This is a genomic window from Martelella sp. NC20 (assembly GCF_013459645.1).
Lineage (GTDB): Bacteria > Pseudomonadota > Alphaproteobacteria > Rhizobiales > Rhizobiaceae > Martelella.
In genome coordinates this window covers 3,116,853-3,137,631 of the sequence record NZ_CP054861.1, presented here as the reverse complement: position 1 = coordinate 3,137,631, position 20,779 = coordinate 3,116,853, and the positions used below count along the sequence as shown (strand labels likewise).

At 62.0% G+C, this 20,779-nt stretch carries 24 protein-coding genes; 11 read left to right on the top strand and 13 right to left on the bottom strand.

All coding sequences use genetic code 11. From position 1 onward, the window contains the following. Positions 1-192: 192 nt before the first annotated feature. Positions 193-894 (top strand): L,D-transpeptidase, encoded by a 702-nt coding sequence (locus HQ843_RS14920; RefSeq protein WP_180897583.1) that lies wholly within the window; start codon positions 193-195, stop codon positions 892-894. Between the two features lie 42 nt (positions 895-936). Here HQ843_RS14920 and HQ843_RS14915 read toward each other — a convergent pair whose 3' ends face one another. Then, the gene (locus HQ843_RS14915; protein WP_180897584.1) at positions 937-1,350 is read right to left on the bottom strand and encodes a winged helix-turn-helix transcriptional regulator; all 414 of its coding nucleotides are present in this window, start codon (positions 1,348-1,350) and stop codon (positions 937-939) included. 260 nt (positions 1,351-1,610) lie between these two features. Here HQ843_RS14915 and HQ843_RS14910 point away from each other — a divergent pair, with 260 nt between their 5' ends. Together HQ843_RS14910 and HQ843_RS14905 are read left to right on the top strand one after the other, a co-directional pair. After that, entirely contained in the window at positions 1,611-2,183 is a 573-nt protein-coding gene (locus HQ843_RS14910; protein WP_180902179.1) for an NADPH-dependent FMN reductase, read from the top strand. Positions 2,184-2,376: 193 nt separating this feature from the next. Further along, the gene (locus tag HQ843_RS14905; RefSeq protein ID WP_180897585.1) at positions 2,377-3,051 is read left to right on the top strand and encodes a hypothetical protein; all 675 of its coding nucleotides are present in this window, start codon (positions 2,377-2,379) and stop codon (positions 3,049-3,051) included. Between the two features lie 55 nt (positions 3,052-3,106). Here HQ843_RS14905 and HQ843_RS14900 read toward each other — a convergent pair whose 3' ends face one another. Together HQ843_RS14900 and HQ843_RS14895 are read right to left on the bottom strand one after the other, a co-directional pair. Beyond that, positions 3,107-3,715: a flavin reductase family protein gene (locus tag HQ843_RS14900; RefSeq protein WP_180897586.1), complete on the bottom strand. Its 609-nt coding sequence runs from the start codon at positions 3,713-3,715 to the stop codon at positions 3,107-3,109. Between the two features lie 2 nt (positions 3,716-3,717). Then, a complete protein-coding gene (locus HQ843_RS14895; RefSeq protein ID WP_180897587.1) occupies positions 3,718-4,314 on the bottom strand; it encodes a nitroreductase family protein in 597 nt (198 codons plus the stop codon). A gap of 109 nt (positions 4,315-4,423) precedes the next feature. Here HQ843_RS14895 and HQ843_RS14890 point away from each other — a divergent pair, with 109 nt between their 5' ends. The 3 genes from HQ843_RS14890 to HQ843_RS14880 all read left to right on the top strand — a co-directional run bounded on the left by HQ843_RS14890 (position 4,424) and on the right by HQ843_RS14880 (position 7,410). Next, positions 4,424-5,383 (top strand): hypothetical protein, encoded by a 960-nt coding sequence (locus HQ843_RS14890; RefSeq protein WP_180897588.1) that lies wholly within the window; start codon positions 4,424-4,426, stop codon positions 5,381-5,383. A 259-nt stretch (positions 5,384-5,642) separates the two neighbouring features. Further along, a complete protein-coding gene (locus HQ843_RS14885; RefSeq protein WP_180897589.1) occupies positions 5,643-6,497 on the top strand; it encodes a glycosyltransferase family 25 protein in 855 nt (284 codons plus the stop codon). A 118-nt stretch (positions 6,498-6,615) separates the two neighbouring features. Further along, positions 6,616-7,410 (top strand): glycosyltransferase family 25 protein, encoded by a 795-nt coding sequence (locus HQ843_RS14880; protein ID WP_180897590.1) that lies wholly within the window; start codon positions 6,616-6,618, stop codon positions 7,408-7,410. Positions 7,411-7,659: 249 nt separating this feature from the next. Here the strand turns inward: HQ843_RS14880 and thrS are convergent, their stop codons facing one another. The 4 genes from thrS to HQ843_RS14860 all read right to left on the bottom strand — a co-directional run bounded on the left by thrS (position 7,660) and on the right by HQ843_RS14860 (position 11,760). After that, positions 7,660-9,630, bottom strand: coding sequence for a threonine--tRNA ligase (thrS, locus tag HQ843_RS14875; RefSeq protein ID WP_180897591.1), 1,971 nt, complete (start codon positions 9,628-9,630; stop codon positions 7,660-7,662). 151 nt (positions 9,631-9,781) lie between these two features. Continuing rightward, positions 9,782-10,471, bottom strand: a complete 690-nt coding sequence (locus tag HQ843_RS14870) for an outer membrane protein (RefSeq protein ID WP_180897592.1) — start codon at positions 10,469-10,471, stop codon at positions 9,782-9,784. 110 nt (positions 10,472-10,581) lie between these two features. Next, positions 10,582-11,067 carry an Lrp/AsnC family transcriptional regulator gene (locus HQ843_RS14865; protein ID WP_180897593.1) on the bottom strand — a complete coding sequence of 162 codons (486 nt, stop codon included), beginning with the start codon at positions 11,065-11,067 and terminating at the stop codon, positions 10,582-10,584. A gap of 36 nt (positions 11,068-11,103) precedes the next feature. Next, a complete protein-coding gene (locus HQ843_RS14860; protein WP_180903234.1) occupies positions 11,104-11,760 on the bottom strand; it encodes a uracil-DNA glycosylase family protein in 657 nt (218 codons plus the stop codon). A 115-nt stretch (positions 11,761-11,875) separates the two neighbouring features. Here HQ843_RS14860 and HQ843_RS14855 point away from each other — a divergent pair, with 115 nt between their 5' ends. Both HQ843_RS14855 and HQ843_RS14850 read left to right on the top strand, forming a co-directional pair. Further along, positions 11,876-13,570: a sensor histidine kinase gene (locus HQ843_RS14855; protein WP_180903232.1), complete on the top strand. Its 1,695-nt coding sequence runs from the start codon at positions 11,876-11,878 to the stop codon at positions 13,568-13,570. Continuing rightward, complete coding sequence (locus HQ843_RS14850) at positions 13,548-14,072, top strand: GNAT family N-acetyltransferase (protein ID WP_246710116.1); 525 nt, start codon at positions 13,548-13,550, stop codon at positions 14,070-14,072. The genes HQ843_RS14855 and HQ843_RS14850 overlap by 23 nt, the downstream gene beginning before the upstream one ends. A 5-nt stretch (positions 14,073-14,077) precedes the next feature. On the opposite strand, the gene HQ843_RS14845 is transcribed toward HQ843_RS14850, so the two are convergent. After that, positions 14,078-14,440, bottom strand: coding sequence for a diacylglycerol kinase (locus tag HQ843_RS14845; protein ID WP_180897595.1), 363 nt, complete (start codon positions 14,438-14,440; stop codon positions 14,078-14,080). 129 nt (positions 14,441-14,569) lie between these two features. After that, complete coding sequence (gene cobT, locus HQ843_RS14840; protein WP_180897596.1) at positions 14,570-15,586, bottom strand: nicotinate-nucleotide--dimethylbenzimidazole phosphoribosyltransferase; 1,017 nt, start codon at positions 15,584-15,586, stop codon at positions 14,570-14,572. A 101-nt stretch (positions 15,587-15,687) separates the two neighbouring features. Here cobT and cobS point away from each other — a divergent pair, with 101 nt between their 5' ends. Both cobS and HQ843_RS14830 read left to right on the top strand, forming a co-directional pair. Further along, on the top strand, positions 15,688-16,467 hold the full coding sequence (gene cobS, locus HQ843_RS14835; RefSeq protein ID WP_180897597.1) for an adenosylcobinamide-GDP ribazoletransferase: 780 nt from the start codon (positions 15,688-15,690) through the stop codon (positions 16,465-16,467). Between the two features lie 50 nt (positions 16,468-16,517). Next, positions 16,518-17,219, top strand: coding sequence for a retropepsin-like aspartic protease family protein (locus HQ843_RS14830; protein ID WP_246710115.1), 702 nt, complete (start codon positions 16,518-16,520; stop codon positions 17,217-17,219). 4 nt (positions 17,220-17,223) lie between these two features. Here the strand turns inward: HQ843_RS14830 and HQ843_RS14825 are convergent, their stop codons facing one another. The 4 genes from HQ843_RS14825 to HQ843_RS14810 all read right to left on the bottom strand — a co-directional run bounded on the left by HQ843_RS14825 (position 17,224) and on the right by HQ843_RS14810 (position 20,402). Continuing rightward, a complete protein-coding gene (locus HQ843_RS14825; protein ID WP_180897598.1) occupies positions 17,224-18,045 on the bottom strand; it encodes a sulfite exporter TauE/SafE family protein in 822 nt (273 codons plus the stop codon). Between the two features lie 296 nt (positions 18,046-18,341). Further along, complete coding sequence (locus HQ843_RS14820) at positions 18,342-18,551, bottom strand: DUF3126 family protein (RefSeq protein WP_180897599.1); 210 nt, start codon at positions 18,549-18,551, stop codon at positions 18,342-18,344. A 99-nt stretch (positions 18,552-18,650) separates the two neighbouring features. Then, positions 18,651-19,478 (bottom strand): serine O-acetyltransferase, encoded by an 828-nt coding sequence (gene cysE / locus HQ843_RS14815; protein ID WP_180897600.1) that lies wholly within the window; start codon positions 19,476-19,478, stop codon positions 18,651-18,653. A 135-nt stretch (positions 19,479-19,613) separates the two neighbouring features. Continuing rightward, the gene (locus HQ843_RS14810; RefSeq protein ID WP_180897601.1) at positions 19,614-20,402 is read right to left on the bottom strand and encodes an alpha/beta fold hydrolase; all 789 of its coding nucleotides are present in this window, start codon (positions 20,400-20,402) and stop codon (positions 19,614-19,616) included. Positions 20,403-20,532: 130 nt separating this feature from the next. Here HQ843_RS14810 and HQ843_RS14805 point away from each other — a divergent pair, with 130 nt between their 5' ends. Next, positions 20,533-20,778 carry a zinc-finger domain-containing protein gene (locus HQ843_RS14805; protein ID WP_180897602.1) on the top strand — a complete coding sequence of 82 codons (246 nt, stop codon included), beginning with the start codon at positions 20,533-20,535 and terminating at the stop codon, positions 20,776-20,778. Position 20,779 lies beyond the last annotated feature (1 nt).

The following is a 20,779-nucleotide window of genomic DNA, read 5'->3' as shown; positions in this document are numbered from 1 at the left end:
TTGTAGTGCAGAACGACATGTCACGCAATCGCCGGCAACGCCAACGGACTGCCCCCTCAATGATGGAATTTGGTCACACAATCCAACCAAGTTGAGAAATGTCGAGATTGTGAACGAACGTCGCTATGAAGCGGCACCCCTGTCGGATAAAAGCCGTAATTGATATACGTATCACCAATCCAAGAGGCTTGAATGCTCGTTGATAAAACGATGTCGCGCCGGACATTTCTCCTCGGCGCCGTTTCGACCACCGCTGTGCTTGCAGGCTGCGTAAGCCAGCGCGACATCACCCCGGTCGTCCCACCCTCCCCGCGCGTCCAGGGCTCCCCATACACCATAGCCGAGCTTGAGGCCATGTATGGCCCGCTCGAAGACAATGGCTATCTGATCCCGGCCGTGCCCTACCAGCAGATCGATCCAACCTATTATCGCCAGCGCGTGACCGATCCGACCGGCGAGGCGCCCGGCACCGTGGTCGTCGATACCCCCAACCGCTTCCTCTATCTGATCGAGGAAAACGGCATGGCCATGCGCTATGGCGTCGGCATCGGACGGGCGGGCTTTTCCTGGGGCGGCAATGGCGTGATCAAATGGAAGCAGGAGTGGCCGAAATGGTTCCCGCCCGTTGAAATGATCGAGCGCGATCCGAAGCTTTCGGAATATTCCGAAAAGAACGGCGGCATGCCGGCCGGGCTCATGAACCCGCTTGGCGCACGTGCTCTTTATATCTACGAAAACGGCAAGGACACGCTCTATCGCGTCCACGGCAACCCGGACTGGACGTCCATCGGCAAGGCGGTCTCTTCCGGCTGCATCCGCATGCTCAACCAGGATGTGATCGACCTCTATAACCGGGTCGACAACCTGCCGACGCCGATCGTCGTCTATCAGTGAGTTTCTGGCCTCCGGTTCGCCGGAGGCGCTCTTCCTCGCGCGTTATTTGCCGTCATAGGCCTCGCGCGCTTCCTCGATCCCGCCGAGATTGTCGCGCACCCAGTCGCCGAGACGAAGCACCGGCTCGCTCAGCGAAAGCCCGAGTTCGGTCAGGGCGTATTCCACCTGCGGCGGACTGGTCGGATAGGTGGTCCGGCTGATCAGCCCGTCGCGCTCCAGCGCCTTCAGCACCCGCGTCAGCATCTGCTGGGAAATCCCGTCGATCCGGCGCTTCAGGGCGTTGAAGCGGCACGGCCCGTCGATCAGCACGATGATGATCAGCATCGACCATTTGTCGCCGACGCGGGCCAGGATCGGCGCGACGCTCCGGCACCGCTCCAGCACATGCCGGGTCTCCGGCGCAGGCTGGCGCTTCGCTTCGGCAGCAAGCGCGGCACGAGGGGTAGTCGCATCCATGTGACCTGGTCCCAAACTATTGCGTTCTTGCGTCACGTTATTCAGTCACTTATTTTTAGCAAGTCGTTTTTTGTGACCGCTCTATCACATTCCTCCCAGGAGACGGCCCCCAGAGCATTTCGCAGTCAGGTGGAATCACCTGACGTCCGCTAAAATGCGTCAAAACAAATAGATAAAGCGGGAGCGCGTTTGCTTTAAAACGCGGAACCGCTCTAACGGGTTTGAATTTACAGACCGCCGCAGCCGCGACGGCAAGGAGAATTATTGTGAAACTGAATATCATCATCGGCAGCACCCGCCCTGGCCGCGTCGGCCCGAAGATCGCCAAATGGGTCGATCAGGCGACCCGCGAGCACGGTAAATTCGACGTCGAACTCGTCGACCTCGCCGATTTCAACCTTCCGCTGCTCGATGAAGCCGCCCATCCGCGCATGCAGAAATACGAGCACGACCATACGAAGATGTGGAGCGCCAGCGTGGCGTCTGCGGATGCCTATGTGTTCGTGACGCCCGAATATGACTACTTTCCGTCCGCGGCGTTGATAAATGCGGTCCAGGCACTGTCGCTCGAATGGAACTACAAGCCGGCCGGAATCGTCAGCTATGGCGGTATCTCGGGCGGGCTTCGCGCCTCGCAGGTCCTGCGCCAGCTTCTCGGAAACGTCAACGTTCACGCGATACCGCAGGCCGTTCCGGTTCCGATGTTCCCCAAATTCATCAGCGAGGACGGCGTATTCACGGCCAACGACGAAATGAATGCCGGCGTCACGGGCATGCTGGACGAGCTGTCCAAATGGGCCGGGCCGCTGGCGACCATCCGCAGCGCCGATTGATTCGACTGCGCCCCGGCCCCGGACGGCGGCTTCCGACGCTTTTGCTTCCGCCGCGATCGTGACAATCGCAAAAAGTTCACACGCCGGTAGCAAATCAGTCATAAATGAAGTGGATACCCGCGCCCGCCGCTTGAAACCGGCGGGCGTTTTGGCATTCTGCGGCCCCGTAGCGGACCCGGTTGGAGAAATGACAATGGACATTCGCCGCATGAAAGTCTGGTTGCTTGGCTCCGATGATCCCGTGCCGTTCGATCCCCGGCAGACACAGCCCGATTGCCTCTGTCTTCCCGTTGCCGGCGAGACGGACCTTGCCGGTCGCGTCGCGACGCTGCGAAGCCTGTTGCCGTCGCTGCCGATCTTCCTGATCTGCGAATCCATCTCCAAGGCCTATAATATCGCGGATTTCTCCGGGGCCGCGAAATGCGCGCCGGACGGCATCATTCTGCGCGGCGTCGAAAGCGCGGCCCGGATCCAGATGGCCGAGACCCTGCTGCGCGTCGTCGAGGCCCGCGAAGGTCTGACCGAGAACTCGATCGCGCTGATCGCGATGATCGGCGACAATGGCGGCGGCCTGCTGAACGCCCGCCATTTCGTCCACAAGCTGGGCCGGCTGATCGCGCTCGGCTACGATGCCGAACCACTGGAAGGTGAGACGGTCGACAGCGACCTCGTGCGCCACGGCGCGGTGGCGACCATGCTGGCGGCGCGCAATCTCGGCATACCGGCAATCGACTTCACCGGTGCAGGCAGCGCCACGGCGGCCTTCAAAACAGCCTGCCACCAGTCCGCCCGCAGCGGCTTCGCCGGCAAGCTCACCGGCAATCCCGAACATATCGGCATCATCAAGCACGCTTTCGGCGCGGCCTGAGGCCGACAGCCAATCGTTCGCCGATCGGCGCGAAGGACCGCGTCGGAAAAGAGCCTCAGTCGCGCCTTGGCCGCTTCATCTGAAACGGCGCGCCGCATTCGGCGTAATCCAGATAGCCCATGCGCCCGACCGGGCGGATTTTCGTCATGTCGAGAAGGCCGTCCTCGCCGATCGCCTCCTCGCGGATATGGATGCCCACCACCTGACCGAACACCAGCCGGCTCTCGCTCGTATAGCCTTCGAGCGTCGGGGCCGGCATCAACCCGGTCACGCGGCACTCCAGCGCCGCATAGGCCTCGCCCACATAGGGCGCGTCCACCAGACGCCCGTTGATCGCGGTCAGGCCAGCCGCCACGAATTCGCTTTCGCCGCGCGCCAGGGGGGCGGAGGTGAGGTTCATCTTCCCGGCAAGGTTCAGGCTCGCGAGACTGGCGGTGAAGACGCCGGTTTCCTCGATATTGGTGTAGCTGTCCTTGATCGTGTCGGAGGAAAACATCACCACGGGCGGCAATGACGAAACCGCATTGAAAAAGGAATATGGCGCGAGATTGTCCTTGCCGGCCCGGCTGCGCGAGCCGATCCACCCGATCGGCCGCGGCGCGACGATGGCCTTGAACGGATCGTGCGGCATGCCGTGCGCGTTGGTATCGGTCGTATAGAACATGATCAGGCCTCGCCGCGCCAGATGACGATATCCTCGAGCGCAGGACGCACGCGTTCGAACGGAGCCTCGGTGCGGGTGCCGATATGGATGAAGCCCGCAATCTTCTCTTCCGGTTCCACGCCCAGCGCCGGCTTGGCGCGCTCGTCGAAAGCGTACCACTCGGTAAGCCAGGTGGCGCCGTAACCGAAAGCATTGGCGGCGACCACGAGGTTGTAGCAGGCAGCACCTGCCGACATCACCTGTTCCCATTCCGGGATCTTGGGATGAACGCCCGCCCTGCTGATGACGGCGATCACCAGCGGCGCGCGCGACAGGCGTTCGCGCTCCAGCGTCAGCCGCTCCGGCGAGGACGCCGGATCGTCCGCCTTGACGATATCGGCCAGCTTCTCGCCCGCCTCCTCACGCGCGGAACCGGCAAAAACGATGAAACGCCATGGCGCCAGCTTGCCGTGATCGGGAATGCGGGCGGCGATGGTCAGCATCTCCTCGATCTCGTTGCGTCCGGGGCCGGGCGCGGCAAGCTGGAGCACCGGGGTCGAGCGACGGGTTTTCAGGAAATCGACAAGGGCGTCATTCTTGGCATTCACGGCAGGCCTCATTCAGTCAAAAAATCATGCGACGCTCTTGAAAACGCCACGATATTCGGGTCACTACGCAATCGAACATTGAAGTGAACACTTGCGCCATGCAAGTCAACCGGCGAGCAGCATGTTTCCGCACAGAACGCCCAGACATCAGCCCCTTCGGCTCCTCGCCGCAGTCCTGGCCGGGTCGATGCTGACCGCGCCATCGGCAACGCTGGCCCAGAGCGCGCCATCGGTCCACTCCGACGATCCATTTTCCCTGATGCGGGGTACGCAACAGCCCGGCGAGAAGCGACCGGTGAAGCTGGAGGCGCGGCTGGCCGAGGGCGGCAACGTGATGCGCGACGGCCTGTTCTGGCGCGTTTTCACCACCATTCCCGACACCAGCGGCCGGCTGCGACTGGTCGCGTCGGCCGAGGGCGGCACCAAGACCATCGAGCTTTCCCCCGGCGATTACTTCATCAGCTGCGCGTTCGGCCGGGCATCGGCAACACGCAAGGTGCGCATTGCCCACGAGGCCGGAAGGCCTGAGCAGATTTCGTTCGTCCTGAATGCCGGCGGACTGATGCTCAATGCCCGGCTTGGCGATGGCAAGCCCGCCCGGGCCGGAGAGCTCAGCTTCTCGGTCTATGAAGACAATGGCGACCGCCGCGAACTGGTGGCCGAGCATATCGCACCCGGCAGCATTCTGCGCCTGCGCGCCGGAACTTACGACGTGGTATCCTCCTATGGAACGCTCAACGCCGAAACCCATGCCAGACTGAAGGTGAAGGCCGGTGAGATCACCGACGCCAAGCTGAAGGTCAACGCCGCTGAGGTTACCCTGAAGCTTGCAGGCGAAACCGGCGGCGAAGCGCTCGCCGACACGGCCTGGACCATACTGGGCGCCTCCGGCGATGTGCTGACCGAAAGCAGCAACGCTATGCCGACGATGATCCTTGCCGAAGGCAGCTACACGGCCGTTGCCCGCAACCAGGACAGCCTCTACGAGAAGACCTTCACCGTCTCCTCCAGCGGCGCCGAGGATGTCGAACTGCTGCTGTCCAGAAACAAGGCGAATACCGATACCGATGGGTTCGACTGAAGCGTCGGGCGAAAAAGTGGAATCCGGTTTTTCGTTAACCCGACGCGTCAAGATAAAGAATCCAGAGCGCTTCGCGGTCAGGCGAAATCAACTTGCGCCCGCGAGGAAGCGGCAGAGCAGACAGATGGAACGCAGGCAAGAACGGATCAGCCCGCCCCCCGATTGACCGACGCCTGTTTGACCGGGATTTCCTCACTATCCCCCTGTTGCCGCCACAACTCTTGGGATACTGTAGTCGCCAATCGCGGGGGGCCGAGATGTGCTGATATACGCAATCAATCTTCGACAGCATGCCGACAGGCGTAAACACCTCGCCGACGCGTTCGGTGCGGCTGGCCTGAACGTCGAATGGATCGAGGCCGTCGACGGCCGCACGGTTTGCGGCGATGAGATCGTCAGTCGCGGGAGCTATCCCAAGGCCGGCAGCCACGCTCTCACCCCCACCCAGTACGGTTGTTATCTCAGCCACGTCAAATGCTGGCAGGCATTTCTGGAAACCGAAGCGCCGCTCGTCGCGATCTTCGAGGACGATGTCCATCTGGCCGAGGACATCGGCGTCTTTCTGGAACAGGCGGAAAGCTGGTTCCCCGAGGACGGCGATATCGTCAAGCTGGAAACCTGCCTCCAGCCCGTTCGTCTCGAAAGCCACCCCGCGGACACGGTTTTCGGGCGCGGGCTTTTTCGCCTGCAAGCCCGGCACCTGGGAGCGGCCGCCTATATTCTGAGCAGAAAAGGCGCTCACAAGCTTCTGGAAAACAGCGATAAACTGGCGATGGGCGTCGACGCGGCCATGTTCGATCCCCGCCCCCTGCTGAAGCACAAGATGATCAACTACCAGATCGATCCCGCAATCTGCATCCAGGACGACATCGCCTATCGCTGCGGCCTGCCCCGTTTGGGATTTTGCTCGAACAACCCGGTTCCCAGAAGCAGGAAATCCCATGGAACAAATGCCGCCGAATACGCTCTCTATGTGGTGAGCGATGGCCTGCGCCGACTGCGGTTGTGTCTGAGATACAAGGCCGGCGGCTACCGCAAGCGTGTTATAGACTTCCGCCAACGCGCTGCTTCGTCTTGCAAGCGACCGACCCCGCGCTATAAAACCGCGATATAATTTCGGAGCATTCCGCGAGTCGCTCTGTTCCAATGTTTCATGCAATTCAAAAGGGCAAGCCACATTGCCCCGAATTGCTGCAAAGGCGATATTCCCTCGCCAGCGCGAAAGGGCGCCCGTGCTCACATTCGTCATCAATCTGGACCGGGATACCGCAAGGCTGGAGCGTATCGAAGCTCTGCTTGCAGCGCGAGCCGTCCCCTTCACCCGCGTTCAGGCTGTTGACGGCAGGTCGCTTTCCCAAGCCGATATCGAGAAAGTCAGCGCGTATCCGACCGCGGTCAGCGTCCGGCTGCAAGCCGGCGAGATCGCCTGCTATCTGAGTCATATCAAGGCCTGGCGGATGCTGCTCGAAAGCGACGAAGAATGCGCCGCCATTTTCGAGGACGATATCGACGTCAGCCTTGATGCAGCAGATATCCTTGCCGGGATCGCCGACTGGATGCCGGACGATGCCGACATCCTCAAACTCGAAACCAGCCTGAAGCCGGTGGAGATTGCACCGGGCGTGGAAACGTCCATTCGCGATCGCGAGGTCCGACGCCTTGCCGGGTGCCATATCGGCACCGCCGGCTATGTCATTTCACGCCGGGGCGCCGCCCGCATGGTGGCCGAAAGCGAACGGCTGAAAATGGCGGTGGATACCATGCTGTTCGACGCCCGCGGCGGCGTTGCCGAAACGCTGTCGCTGTTCCAGCTCTCCCCCGCGCTCTGCATCCAGGCGCATATTCAAACCACCGGCGAACGCGCAATCGAGAGCAGTATTTCCGGACGGGCCGACCACAAGTCCTACGGCGCAACGCTTGGCGAACAATTGGCGAACAGGGTGCGGGACAGACTGGCCTATGCTTCCCGCAAGCTGCGCAATCTCGCCAGCGGCGCGCGCGTCAGGAAGATCGAATTCAAGCCATGAAAAAGGCGGGGCCAAAAGCCCCGCCCCAGTTTATTGACAAAGTCCTTGCCAAGTTCGTCCGTCATGCCGGGCTTGACCCGGCATCCAGGGCCGCTCGTGGTGAATTTCAGACAAAGGTCTTTGCGCGCAAGGACTTGGGCTTGCTGGACCCCGGATCAAGTCCGGGGTGACGGCGGAGAGGGATGCGGCTCCGTGACCGCTTACGCGGTTTGTCGGCAGTCTGAGGCGGGGCGAAAAGCCCCGCCCCGGTCATGACGCCCGCTTGCGCTCGAGATCGGGCGGGGTTGCCTCGCCGATCAGCAATGCCAGCGCATCATCGAGCGACATCGCCTGCTGGTCGCGCGAGCCGAGGCGGCGGATGTTGACCGTCTCCTCTTCCGCTTCGCGCATGCCGCAGACGAGAATGACCGGCACCTTGGCGACCGAGTGCTCGCGGACCTTGTAGTTGATCTTCTCGTTGCGGAAGTCGGTGCCGACCGAAAGACCCGCATCGCGCAGGCGTTTAGCAACCTTTTCGCCGTAACCGTCGGCCTCCGAGGTAATCGTGGCCACCACCACCTGCAGCGGCGCGAACCACAATGGCATGTGGCCAGCATGGTTCTCGATCAGGATGCCGAGGAAACGCTCCAGCGACCCGCAGATGGCGCGGTGGATCATCACAGGCTGCTTCTTCTCCGAGGTCGAGTCGATATAGAAGGCGCCGAAGCGTTCCGGCAGGTTGAAGTCGACCTGGGTCGTGCCGCACTGCCATTCGCGGCCGATCGCGTCCTTCAGCGTATATTCGAATTTCGGCCCGTAGAACGCGCCCTCGCCCGGCAGGATGCCGGTTTTGATGCGGCCGCCGGACTGGTCCTCGATGGTCTTCAGCACCGAGGTCATGATTTCCTCGGCGTGATCCCAGTTCTCGTCCGAACCGACGCGTTTTTCCGGTCGCGTGGAGAGCTTCACGACGATTTCATCGAAGCCGAAATCCTCATAGACCGAAAGGATCAGGTCGTTGATCTTCAGGCACTCTTCCGCGAGTTGTTCCTCGGTGCAGAACACATGGGCATCATCCTGCGTAAAGCCGCGCACGCGCATCAGCCCGTGCATCGCGCCGGAAGGCTCGTAGCGATGGACGACGCCGAATTCGGCATAGCGGATCGGCAGTTCGCGATAGGACTTCAGGCCGTGCTTGAACAGCTGGACATGGCCGGGGCAGTTCATCGGCTTCAGCGCGAAGACGCGCTTGTCCTCTGCCTCCTCATCGGCGCAGGCGACCGCGAACATGTTCTCGCGATACCACTCCCAGTGTCCGGAGGTCTTCCACAGCGAGGTGTCGAGCACCTGCGGGGCGTTGACCTCTTCATACTCGCCCTCGAGCCGGCGGCGCATATAGGCGGTCAGCGACTGGAACATCCGCCAGCCCTTGGAATGCCAGAACACCACGCCCGGCCCCTCCTCCTGGAAATGGAACAGGTCCATCTCGCGGCCGAGGCGGCGATGGTCGCGCTTCTCGGCCTCCTCAAGGAAAGTCAGGTAGGCGTCGAGGTCCTTCTGGTCGGCCCAGGCCGTGCCGTAGATGCGGGTCAGCATCGGATTGTTGCTGTCGCCGCGCCAATAGGCGCCGGCAACCTTCATCAGCTTGAAGGCGCTGCCGATATGGCCGGTGGAGGTCATGTGCGGACCACGGCAGAGATCGAACCAGTCGCCCTGATGATAGATTTTCAGATCCTGCCCTTCGGGGATCGCGTCGACGAGCTCGACCTTGTAGGCCTCGCCCTTTTCGGCGAACACCTTCTTCGCCTTCTCGCGCGACCAGATTTCCTTGGTGAACGGCGCGTTGCGGGCGATGATCTCCTTCATCTTCTTTTCGATCTTCGGCAGGTCTTCCGGGGTGAACGGAACCTCGCGGGCGAAGTCGTAATAGAAGCCGTTCTCGATCACCGGACCGATGGTCACCTGCGTTCCGGGCCAGAGTTCCTGCACGGCTTCCGCCATCACATGGGCGGCGTCGTGGCGGATCAACTCCAGCGCGCGGTCATCGGTGCGGGTGACGATCTCGATGCGGCCATCAGCCACCGGGTCGGCGAGGTCGCGCAATTCGCCGTCGAGCGCGATCGCGACGGCCTTCTTGGCCAGCGACTTCGAAATCGACTCGGCGACATCGCGGCCGGTCGTGCCGGCGGCATAATCGCGCTTGGAGCCATCGGGAAATATGAGGGAAATCTGCTCGGACATGTCATGCTCCTGAAAACCAGTCCCGCCAACGAATGCGGGTGGACAAACTGCCGTTCTGCACGGCGTCTTAAACGAGGCAGGTCAATAAAGAAAAATCGGCCCTGCGTAAAGTCGCAAGGCCGATCCTGTCATTTCCGGTGATCGAACGGGATCAGAATTTCACGCCGACGCCCGCGGTCACCGCATGACTGTGCATCTTGAATTTGGCCGTGCCGCCGGCAAGAGACGCGAGGTCCTTGACGACCTCCTGATCCGGGTAGCCGGTATAACGATATTCCAGCCGCCCGAAGACATTGTCGGTGAACGCGTAGTCGAGACCGGCGCCGACCGTATAACCATAGACCGTATCGCTGATGCTGATATCCATCGCACGAATATAGGCATTGGCGACGGCAGCGCCGCCGGTGACGTAGACCAGGGCATCGCCGAATGCGTAACCGACGCGGCCGCGCAGGGTGCCGCTCCAGTTGGAGCCAATCTCACCGTTGAAGCCGAGCCCGGTGGGTATTTCCCGCTTGCCCCAGCTGTAATCGGCGTCGCCCTCGACGCCCACAACGACATTGCTGCCGAGTTGCTTGTTGTATCCCGCAAACAGACTGGCAATCGCGCCGTTATAGTTCAGACCTTGGGTCCCTCCGCCGCTGATCGTGCCGCGCCCGCCGGTCCAGCTATAGCCACCGCTGAGACCGGCATAGGGTCCGTCCCATTGAGGCTCTTCCTCGATATAGACTTCCTGGTAAGCCACGGGCTGAATTGGCGGGCGCAGCGCCAGGTCGGCGGCAACCGCCGGAAGGCATGATGCACCATAAAGGGCGAGAAGTGACGCTGACAGTTTCCTCATGGAAGGCTCCGTACGTGATTACTTATAGAAGCATTAGCGCATGAAGCGTTAAGAAAGCGTCAGCTCATGGTTTATATTACCTTAATATATGCAGGTTCCCGATGGTCGCGTCACTCGCCGTTTCTGGCGGAATCGAGTTTCATGTAGTCGAGCGGCAGTTCGGTGGAGAACTTGATCTGCTCCATCGCGAAGGAAGACGAGACGTCGCGGATTTCGATCTTCGCGATCAGTCGCTTGTAGAACGCGTCATAGGCCGCGATATCGGGCACCACCACGCGCAGCAGATAGTCGACGTCGCCGCTCATGCGGTAAAACTCGAGAACTTCCGGAAAATCGGCGATCACCTCCGAAAACCGCTTCAGCCATTCCACCGAATGGGTGTTGGTGCGGATCGAGACGAACACGGTGACATTGGCGTTGACCTTTTCCGGGTCCAGCAGCGCCACCCGGCGCGTGATGATGCCTTCCTCCTCCATCTTCTGGATGCGCCGCCAGCAGGGCGTGGTCGAAAGCCCAACCTTCTTGCCGATATCGGCAACCGCCAGCGTGGAGTCTTCCTGTATCAGGCGCAAAATTTTCCTATCAAGGCGATCCATATCCGCTCTCCATAAAATATTTTTGCTCTTATAGCATTATTTTTCCCGATGAGAAGGGTGACAAGCCCCGAAAAGCCGGACGGCGGCCTTCAGCTCGGGCAGCACCTCCGCCTCGAACCACGGATTGCGCCGCAGCCATGCCGTGTTGCGCCAGCTTGGATGCGGCAGAGGCAGGATTCGGGGGCTGGTGTTGGCGAAGTAGCTGGCGCGCCAGTTGCGCACGGTTTCCGTCAGGGTTTTGCGGCTCGCCTCACCCATATGCCATTTCTGGGCATACATGCCGATTGCCAGCACGAGTTCGATCTGCGGCATTGCCGCCATCGCGCGCTCGCGCCATTGCGGCGCGCATTCCCTGCGCGGCGGGAGGTCGCTGCCGCGGGCGTCGTAGCCCGGAAAACAGAAGCCCATCGGCACGATCGCGAAGCGCGCCGTATCATAAAAGGCCGCGCGGTCGACCCCCATCCAGTCGCGCAGCCGGTCGCCGGAGCGGTCATTGAACGGAATGCCGGTCTCCTGCACCCTGAGCCCCGGCGCCTGACCGGCGATCAGCACCCGCGCCGTGGGCGACAGGATCGCCACCGGGCGCGGTTCATGCGGCAGCGGATCTCCCGCCTTCGGGCAATCGCGGCAGATGCGACAGGCCGCGATCCGTTCTGCGAGCTCGATCTGTTGTGTCAGTGCAAACTCCATCATTACCGACGCCACGCATAAATGGGTTACCGCCCTCTTAAAAAACAGCCCTAACAAACCCTTTACGGATTTCTTAACAATTCGTTCGTATCCTCGTTTGCAATCGAGGATGGATGCGATGACGAACCGTGCCGAACTGATTGACGCCCCCCGCGACAAAGCCGACAGCGTCGGCGAATTCCGCGCCGCCCTTCAAAGCCTCGAAAAGAGCGTACCGGCGGTCGCGATCATGCTGGCGCTCGCCGGCGGCGGCTTTCTCTATCTCGGGCGCGACCTGATCTTCGTGGTCTGGGCGCTGGCGGCGCTGATCCTGCACGCCGTCGCCTTCATGACCGTCCGCCGCGCCGCGCGCGAGGGCGAGGATACCGCATCGTTGCGCACATGGAATGCCCGCGTCATCGGCGCCTACTGGCTTGCCGGCGGCGCCTGGGCGCTTCTGTCCGTGCTGGAATGCGGCGCCTGCACCGGCGCGGCCTTCCCGTTCTTCAAGGCTTCGATGGTGATCGTCGCGCTGTCGATGATGGCGCTCGGGGCGGTCGCGCTGCCGCGTTCGGCCTGGCATGTTTTCCTGCCGGCGGTCTTGGCCTTCGCGGTCGTCGCCTATCGCAGCCGCGAGCCTTTCGATGTCGGGTTGGCCGCCGTCCTTGCGATCGTGATGCTGTTCATCGCCTATTTCAACCATCATATCGCCAACAGCGACAAGGCGCTGAAAACCCGGGAAAGCGAAAAGGACGCGCTTGCCTGCCGGCTGACCGAGAGCCTTGCGAAAGCCGAGGCCGCGGCCGAAGCCGCCGAAAAGGCCAACCAGGCCAAATCCACGTTCCTCGCGGCGATGTCGCACGACCTGCGAACGCCGCTCAACGCGATCATCGGCTTTTCGGAGATCATGAAAACCGAGATGATGGGACCGATGACGAACCCCTATTATCGCGAATATGCCGCCGATATTCATCAGTCGGGCCGCCATCTGCTCGATATGATCGACAGCGTCCTCGACCTGTCGCGGCTGGAAGCCGGGGGCTATCGGCTGAACGAGCAACCGGTCTATCTCGTCGACATCATCGATGCCTCGATGGCGATGATCGGCGGCGAGGCCGCCAACAAGGCGATCGCGCTCAAATGCGATGTCGAGGGCGCGCTGTCGCCGCTCATGGCGGATGGCCGGGCGGTCAAGCAGATGCTGATCAACCTGATCTCGAACGCCGTCAAATTCTCTCCGGAGCGCTCCGATGTGCTGATCCTCGCCGGCGACACCGCTGAGGGCGGACAGTATCTCAGCATTCGCGATTTCGGTTGCGGCATGGACGACGAAGCGCTGGCGCTAGCCACCACCGCCTTTTCGCGCGGTGCCGAGGCTCGCGGCATCGAAGGCTTCGGGCTCGGCCTGTCGATCGTCAAGCAGCTCGCGGAAGCCCATCAGGGCGAGTTGATCCTGCAATCGGCTCCCGGCGAAGGCACGCTTGCGACGATCCTGTTTCCCGCAAGCCGGGTCACCGGCCTGCCGGCCGCCACCCTCCACCACGAGGACACCGGCCTCACCGTCACCCTGTCTCCGGCGCGCCATATGCCGTTTAGACCCGACAGCATCGAGATCGAAACCCCGGCGAGCGTTTCGCAAACGCGCAGCGCCCGCGACCGGCTTGCCGCATCGCTGAAACGTCGCGCCCGCAAGGTCGCCAACGACGCGCCTTCGACGCCGGAAGAAGGCTCTGCCGCAAGTCTCGCTTTCGAGGACGCGCTTGAGGCGGAGATCATCGAAGCGCTGCAGGCCGAAGACGGCGGTCGCCGACATGAAGCAGCCAATGCCGCATGACGCGCCTGCGATCCCGGTGATCGAAACGGAACGGCTGCGGCTACGCCGGCTCGACTTCGCCGACTGGCCGGCCTATTTCGCCTTCCTCGCCTCCGAGCGCGCCCGCTATATGAGCGGGCCGCACAGCGCGGAAACCGCCTGGGCCTTCTTCTGCAACGATATCGCCCAATGGTCTCTGTTCGGCCACGGCGCGCTGATGTTCGAAGACCGGGATACCGGCGCGACGCTTGGGCAGGTTGCGCTCTGCCAGGGACCGCTTTTCCCGGAACTCGAACTCGGCTGGTTCGTCTATGACGGTGCCGAGGGCAAGGGCTATGTGCTTGAGGCCGCCGCCGCGATGCGCGATTGGGGTTTTGAAGCCCTGGGCATTGCCGAATGCGTCAGCTATATCGATCCGGAAAACACCCGTTCGATCCGGCTTGCCGAACGGCTCGGCGCCAGGCTCGATCCGGACGCCCCCGCCCCTCACCCGGCAACCCTCGTCTACCGACATCGACGATAAGCGCCTCAGAAAAACACCACATAGACGGCGTAGATCACATTGCCGGCGATCAGGCAGAAGGTCGCGAACGAGCCGAGATCCTTGGCGTGCTTGCCTTCCAGCGAGCGCTCGGGCGAGACCCGGTCGATGATTTCCTCGATGGCGGTATTGAGCGATTCCGCGGCAAACAGGCAAAGCATCAGGATCACGAAAATCATGAACTGCACGGGGGTTGCGCCGACGAGGAAGAACACCACGAGGCCGAGCACGAAGCCGATCAGTTCGTGGCGAAAGGCCTCCTCCTGCAATAACCGCATGAACCCCTGGAACGAATAGCCGCCCGCCGCGATCAGATGGCGCAAACCCTTCTTCTTCTCGATAGGGGCCATTCACTACCCTTCGCCGTTTTCACAAAAGCCATCGGCCAGCGCGCTTCGGTACCCCTGAAAGCCGCTCGGCCCCGGCAACGTAGCGCAAACTGCCACAGGCTTGTGACAGTCCCGCGACATGCCGGCAACTCAGCCCTCGCGGTCGGAAACACCCGCTTCCTCGAAGGTTGCCATGCCAGTGTGACAGGCGGCGGCCGCCTTGACCAGACCGGCGGCAAGGGCCGCCCCCGTGCCCTCGCCCAGCCGCATGCCGAGCGCGAGCAGCGGCGTCTTGCCGAGCTTCTGGACCAGTTTCAGATGACCGGGCTCGGCGGAGACATGGGCGATCATGCAATGGTCGAGCGCCGAAGGGTTGATGGCCTTCAGAACGGCGGCGGCGGCGGTCGCGACATAACCATCGATCAGCACCGGCACTTTCTGCATCCGTGCAGCGATGATGGCGCCCGCGATCGCCGCGAGTTCCCGCCCGCCGAGACGGCGCAACGCCTCCAGCGGATCGGACAGGTGATCCTTGTGGAGCGCGACCGCCTGCTCGACCAGGGCGAGCTTGCGTTCGTAAGCCTCTCCTTCCACGCCTGTGCCCGGGCCGACCCAGTCGGCGGCACTGCCGCCATAGAGCCCGTAGCAGAGCGCGGCGGCAACGGTGGTATTGCCGATGCCCATCTCGCCGAGGCAGAGAAGATCAACGCCGCCGGCGACCGCCTCCATGCCGTAGGCCATGGTCGCGGCGCAATCGCGCTCCGAAAGCGCGGGCTCAACGGAGATATCGCCGGTGGGGTGATCAAGCGCGAGATCGAATATTTTCAGGCTGAGATCGACGCTGGCGCAGATCTGGTTGATGGCGGCCCCGCCCTTGGCAAAATTTTCGACCATCTGCTTTGTCACTTCCGCCGGATAGGCCGACACGCCCCGGGCAGCTATGCCGTGATTGCCTGCAAAAACAGCAACCATCGGGCGATTAACCGCGGGCGCACGACCGCTCCAGGCGGCAAGCCACATCGCGATTTCTTCCAGCCTGCCAAGTGAGCCCGGCGGCTTGGTAAGCACGGCATTGCGTTTTCTTGCGGTCGAGAGTATGTCAGCGTCGGCCTTGGGGAAGGCTTCCAGCAAACTGCGAAAATCCTGAAATGGGTGTCCAGCGCTCATGTAATTTTATGTCCCGTGCTATGCTGAAAGCGTCTACCCGCGCTCATATTTTTCAAACGACAGTCAATCAAGACCGAAGACGTGGAAACGAGCAGAAACCGATGAAGATGCCCTTCTTCATTACTGATTTGGCAAGCGCCGTCACTTTTCTCACACGCGTGAGGCTGCCCGGGCTGGTGATGGCCGACATACCCGCTGGCGCCCGCGCCGCTTGGGCGTACCCCCTTGCAGGCGCGATTGCAACCATCGCGCCCGCAATCGCCCTGGCCGGCTTTGTCTGGATCGGAGCATCGCCGCTGATCGCTGCCCTCATCGCCATGCTTGTCTCGATCATGATCTGCGGCGGGCTTCACGAGGACGGACTGGCCGATGCGGCCGACGGGCTTTTCGGCGGACGTGACCGCGAAAAGGCGCTGTCGATCATGAAGGACAGCCATTCCGGCGTCTTCGGCGTCACCGCGATCGTTCTCTCGCTGCTGCTCAGGGCTGCTGCACTTGCAGCCCTCGTCACGCAGTATGGCCCGCTGCCGGCGGCATTGCTTTTCGTCGCGGCCGCCACCGCCGGTCGCGGCTGTCTGGTGCTGCAATGGTATATTCTGCCGGCAGCTCGTAGGGAAGGCGCGGCCGCCGCCATGGGTCGGCCCGGCATCCGGACAACGGCGGCGGCCGAGGCGATCGCCCTCGTCTCGTGTGTCGCGCTCGGCATCGCCGCGCACACGTTGAGCCCGGTTCTGGCGGGCCTTGCCTTTGCAGCCGTCGCGTCGCTTCTGTTTGCCGCCTTCGTCAACAGAAGGATCGCCGGTCACACCGGCGACACGCTGGGCGCGGCAGCACAGATCGGCGAGATCGTTTTCCTCCTAACCCTTGTTATCGCCGCCTGAATCCCGATATCCCACCAATATCTTGTCATCTCGGACCGGGAGTGAATGCGTTGCGCCTTTTCTGGATTTTGATCGCCATCGTCTCGGTCGGCATGATCCTGCTGATGGTGACGGGAACCAGCGGCACGACGCTTGGCCTCGACAGCGATGAGTTTGCCAGCACCCTGTGGCTTGCGCCGATATTGCTGCTGGTATCCGCCGGCGTCCTGCAGAGCCGCCGCAATCTCGGCTTCGTGTTCCAGTCGCTGCTGATCTGGGCGGCGGTGCTGCTCGTGGTGGCCGCGGCCTATATTTTCCGCGATGATTTCCGTAATATCGGCGCAAGGCTTTTCGGCGGGCTGATCCCCGGCATGGCGATGGTGACGACGACCTCCGACGGGCGTGGACAGGTGATCCTCAACAAACGCCTCGACGGCCATTTCGCGGCCGATGTCGAAATCGACGGGAAAACGATCACCATGCTTGTGGATTCCGGCGCAAGCCGCGTGACGCTGACCGCAAGAGATGCCGCCCGGATCGGCCTTGAGGGCTCCGACCTCAGCTATACAGCGATGGTGACGACCGCCAATGGCACGGCAATGGCCGCCCCGATAACGCTCGAGGAGGTTTCGATCGGCCCGATCACGCGGCGCAACGTCAAGGCGATGGTGGCGACCGAAGGCCGGCTTGAAGAAAGCCTGCTCGGCATGAGCTTCCTGTCGACGCTGACGTCGGTCGACATGCGATCCGACGAATTGCGGCTCACCGAGTAACGGCTCAGAAGAACGAGTAGAAAAACCGCGCCGAGATGATCAGCAGAAAGATGCCGAACCCGGCCTCCAGTTTCCGCTTGCTGAGCCGATGCGCGACGGTTGCGCCAAGGGGCGCGATCAGCATTGTGATCGGAATGATCAGGAGAACGGCCACCCAGTTGATATAGCCGGTCGAGAATGGCGGAAGGCCCGCCTTGCCCCATCCGCCGATGATGTTGCCGATGAAGCTCGGCATCGAAATCAGCACGCCGACCCCCGCCGAGGTCGCCACCGCCTGGTGGATCGGCCGGTTGAAGAATGTCATGAAGGTATTGTTGAGCGTGCCGCCGCCGATACCGACAAGGCCGGACAGCAGGCCGATGAACCAGCCATAGATGAACAGCGCCGGGTTTTTCGGCAGATCGTCGCCCAGCCGCCATTCGGCCGATCTCGGATAAAGCATCTTGATGCCGATCAGCAGCGTAATCACCGCAAAGGCGCCCCGCAGCAGGCTGCCCGGCGCATAGGCGATCACCAGCGTCGAAACGACCGCTCCGAGCGGAACGGCGATCACCCAGCGCCTCAGCAGCGCCATGTCGACCGCGCCGCGCTTGTAATGCGACTGAAAGGAACGCAGCGATGTCGGAATGATGATCGCGAGCGAGGTGCCGACGCTCAGCTTGATGCGCAGCCCGTCATCGACGCCGAACAGCGCGAACGCCTGATAGAACACCGGAACCAGCACCGCGCCGCCGCCGATGCCGAAAAGCCCCGCCAGAAACCCGGCAACCCCGCCGGCAAGCGCCAGCAATACGGCAAGTTCGAGGAGTTCGGAAAGCGGCGGCATCTCATTCCCTTCTGAGGCACTGGCATCTTTCCGAAATTTACGGAATGAAAGCTCAATTACGTCTCAATGTCATCAAAACGAGATGTTCTTACACTATCCAGACCACGGGGCAAGGCGGCGCGATTGCTCGCCTCGTGATGATTTTCATAACCTGCTTATTGTGGCCCCGGATTTTTGAGAGTGCTTTAGTTCCCTCTGTTTCGGATCACCGAATTATTTCCGCCTTTTACCGGCCCCCCAACGGGGCCGGTCTTTTTTTGCCGGCCCGGCAGGCTTCCCGGCTGACACAAGATCGTTCAGCCTTCGAGATCGACGTCGAGGATCGCCATCGAGAAATTATAGGACCGGTCGCCGTCCTCGTCGTCGAGATAGATGACGCCGATGAACTCGTCGCCATTGTAGACCTCGCAGGAATCATCCTTGCGCGGTCGCGTCCGAACCGCAAAGGTCGGCCCGAAGAGACGTTTGAAATAGGCGTCGAGTTTTTTGATTTCGTCTTGTTTCAAGGGATTTTCTCCGTCTGGCCTTTGCATGTCGCCGGCTTTTGCCATGCGCGCCGGCGAAACGCAAACGCCCCGCGACGCGGATTTGCTCTGCGCCGGCCTCTATTCCTCGGAAATGATCAGCTGGTCCATCGAACGCGCGGGGTCGGAGCAGCCGGCCGTGCCGATGACCTTGGCGGGAACGCCAGCGACCGTGGAATTGGCCGGCACCGGCTTCAGCACGACCGAGCCGGCCGCGATCCGCGAGCACTTGCCGACCGTGATATTGCCGAGAACCTTCGCCCCCGCGCCGATCAGAACGCTGTCGCCGATCTTGGGATGGCGGTCGCCGGTCTCCTTGCCGGTTCCGCCGAGCGTGACGCCCTGCAGGATCGAGACGTCGTCGCCGATCGTCGCCGTCATGCCGACCACAAGGCCGGTGGCATGATCGAGGAAAATGCCCTTGCCCATCTTCGCGGCCGGATTGATGTCGGTCTGGAAAACGCTGGAGGACCGGCTCTGCAGATAGAGCGCCAGATCCCGCCGGCCCCTGTTCCAGAGCCAGTGGGCGAGGCGATGGGTCTGGATCGCGTGGAAACCCTTGAAATAGAGCACCGGCTCCATGAACCGGGTGCAGGCCGGGTCGCGGTCATAGACCGCCTGGATATCGACGCGCAGGATATCGCCCCATTCCGGCCAGTCGCGGCGCATTTCCTCAAAGGTCTGGCGCAGCAGGATCGCCTGGACATCGGGGTGGTCGAGCCGTTCGCAGATGCGGTGGACGACGCAATCCTCCAGCGAATCATGGTTGAGAATGGTCGAATACAGAAACGCGGCGAGGATCGGATCCTTTTCGAGTGCGTATTCGGCTTCCGACCTCAGGCTCGCCCAGATCGGATCGACGGCCTTCAGGTTGGATTCCTGGCTGTTCTTTTCGGGCTGCGCGGCCATGACGGCCTCCTCTTCTTCCGGTTCTTCCGGGCGTCAAACCTGCCGGCACCGATAGGGTCGGTGAAGGACGCAATTTGCGGGGAATATAGATCAGCCTGCCGCAATTACCAATGCGGCCGGCTTCAGTTTTTCGTGTCAGGCATCCGGGTCGTGCGAAACGCCCTGAAGAAAGTCCAGAACCGCCTGCTTGAAGACCTTGTCGCCGACGGCGAGCATGTGGTCGCGGTTGGGGATGTTAAGCGCCCTCGCATTCTGCATCAGGCCCGCAAGCGTCTGGGGCGAGCCGGCGAGATCGTCGCGGGTGCCGACCCCGATCAGCGTCGGCGCGGCGATGCTGCCGACATCCTCGCGCGAAACCAGTGCGCGCGAGGTCTCGATACAGGCGGCAAGCGCGATCCGGTCGCTTCGGGTCTGATCGGCGAAGGCGCGGAACATGCGGCCGCGCTCATGGGTGACATCGTCGAGCGAGGGCGCGCGAAGCGCTTCCGCGATCGGATCCCAGTCGCCGGCCCCGTCGCAAAGCGCGATGCCGAGCCCGCCGAAGATCAGGCTGCGGACCCTTTCGGGATTATCAAGCGCCAGAAAGGCGGCGATGCGCGCGCCCATGGAATAGCCCATCACATGGGCGTTCTCGATTTCGAGGTGATCGAGCAGGGCGGCGGCGTCGCCAGCCATCAGCGCCGGGTGGTAAAGTTCGGGATCGTGCGGCTTGTCGCTCCTGCCATGGCCGCGATTGTCGAGCGCGATCACCCGGTAGCCCGCCTCGCCCAGCGTCTTCAGCCAGCCCGGATGAACCCAGTTGACGGAAGCCGTCGAGGCAAAGCCGTGAATCAGCAGAACGGGCTCGCCCGCGCCCGCATCGAAATACGCAAGGTCGAGGCCGTCATGCTCGAAACTGTCGAAATCCGGGAGATTGAAATTCATGGCTGCACCGCGGCTGATCATTGTCAAAACAGGCCCGCGAAAAGCCGCCTGCGCGGCAAATCGGGTACTACACATTTGCGGCAAAGAGTTATAGTGTCCGCGCCGAAAGCTCAAGGAACCGGAGACAATTATGGCTGGTCACGCGATCGCGCATTTCAAGAACGACGAGGGACATCGCTCCATCGAGATCGGGGTCAAGGAATTCATGTGCGTCGGCGCATCCTCGCCCTTCGACCATCCGCATATCTTCATCGATATGGGCGATGACAGCGAAGCCGTCTGTTCCTATTGCTCGACGCTTTACCGCTACAACCCTGCCCTTCACGGCGAACAGTCCAACCCGCCCGGCTGCGCCTACCAGGTTGACGCAGCCTGAC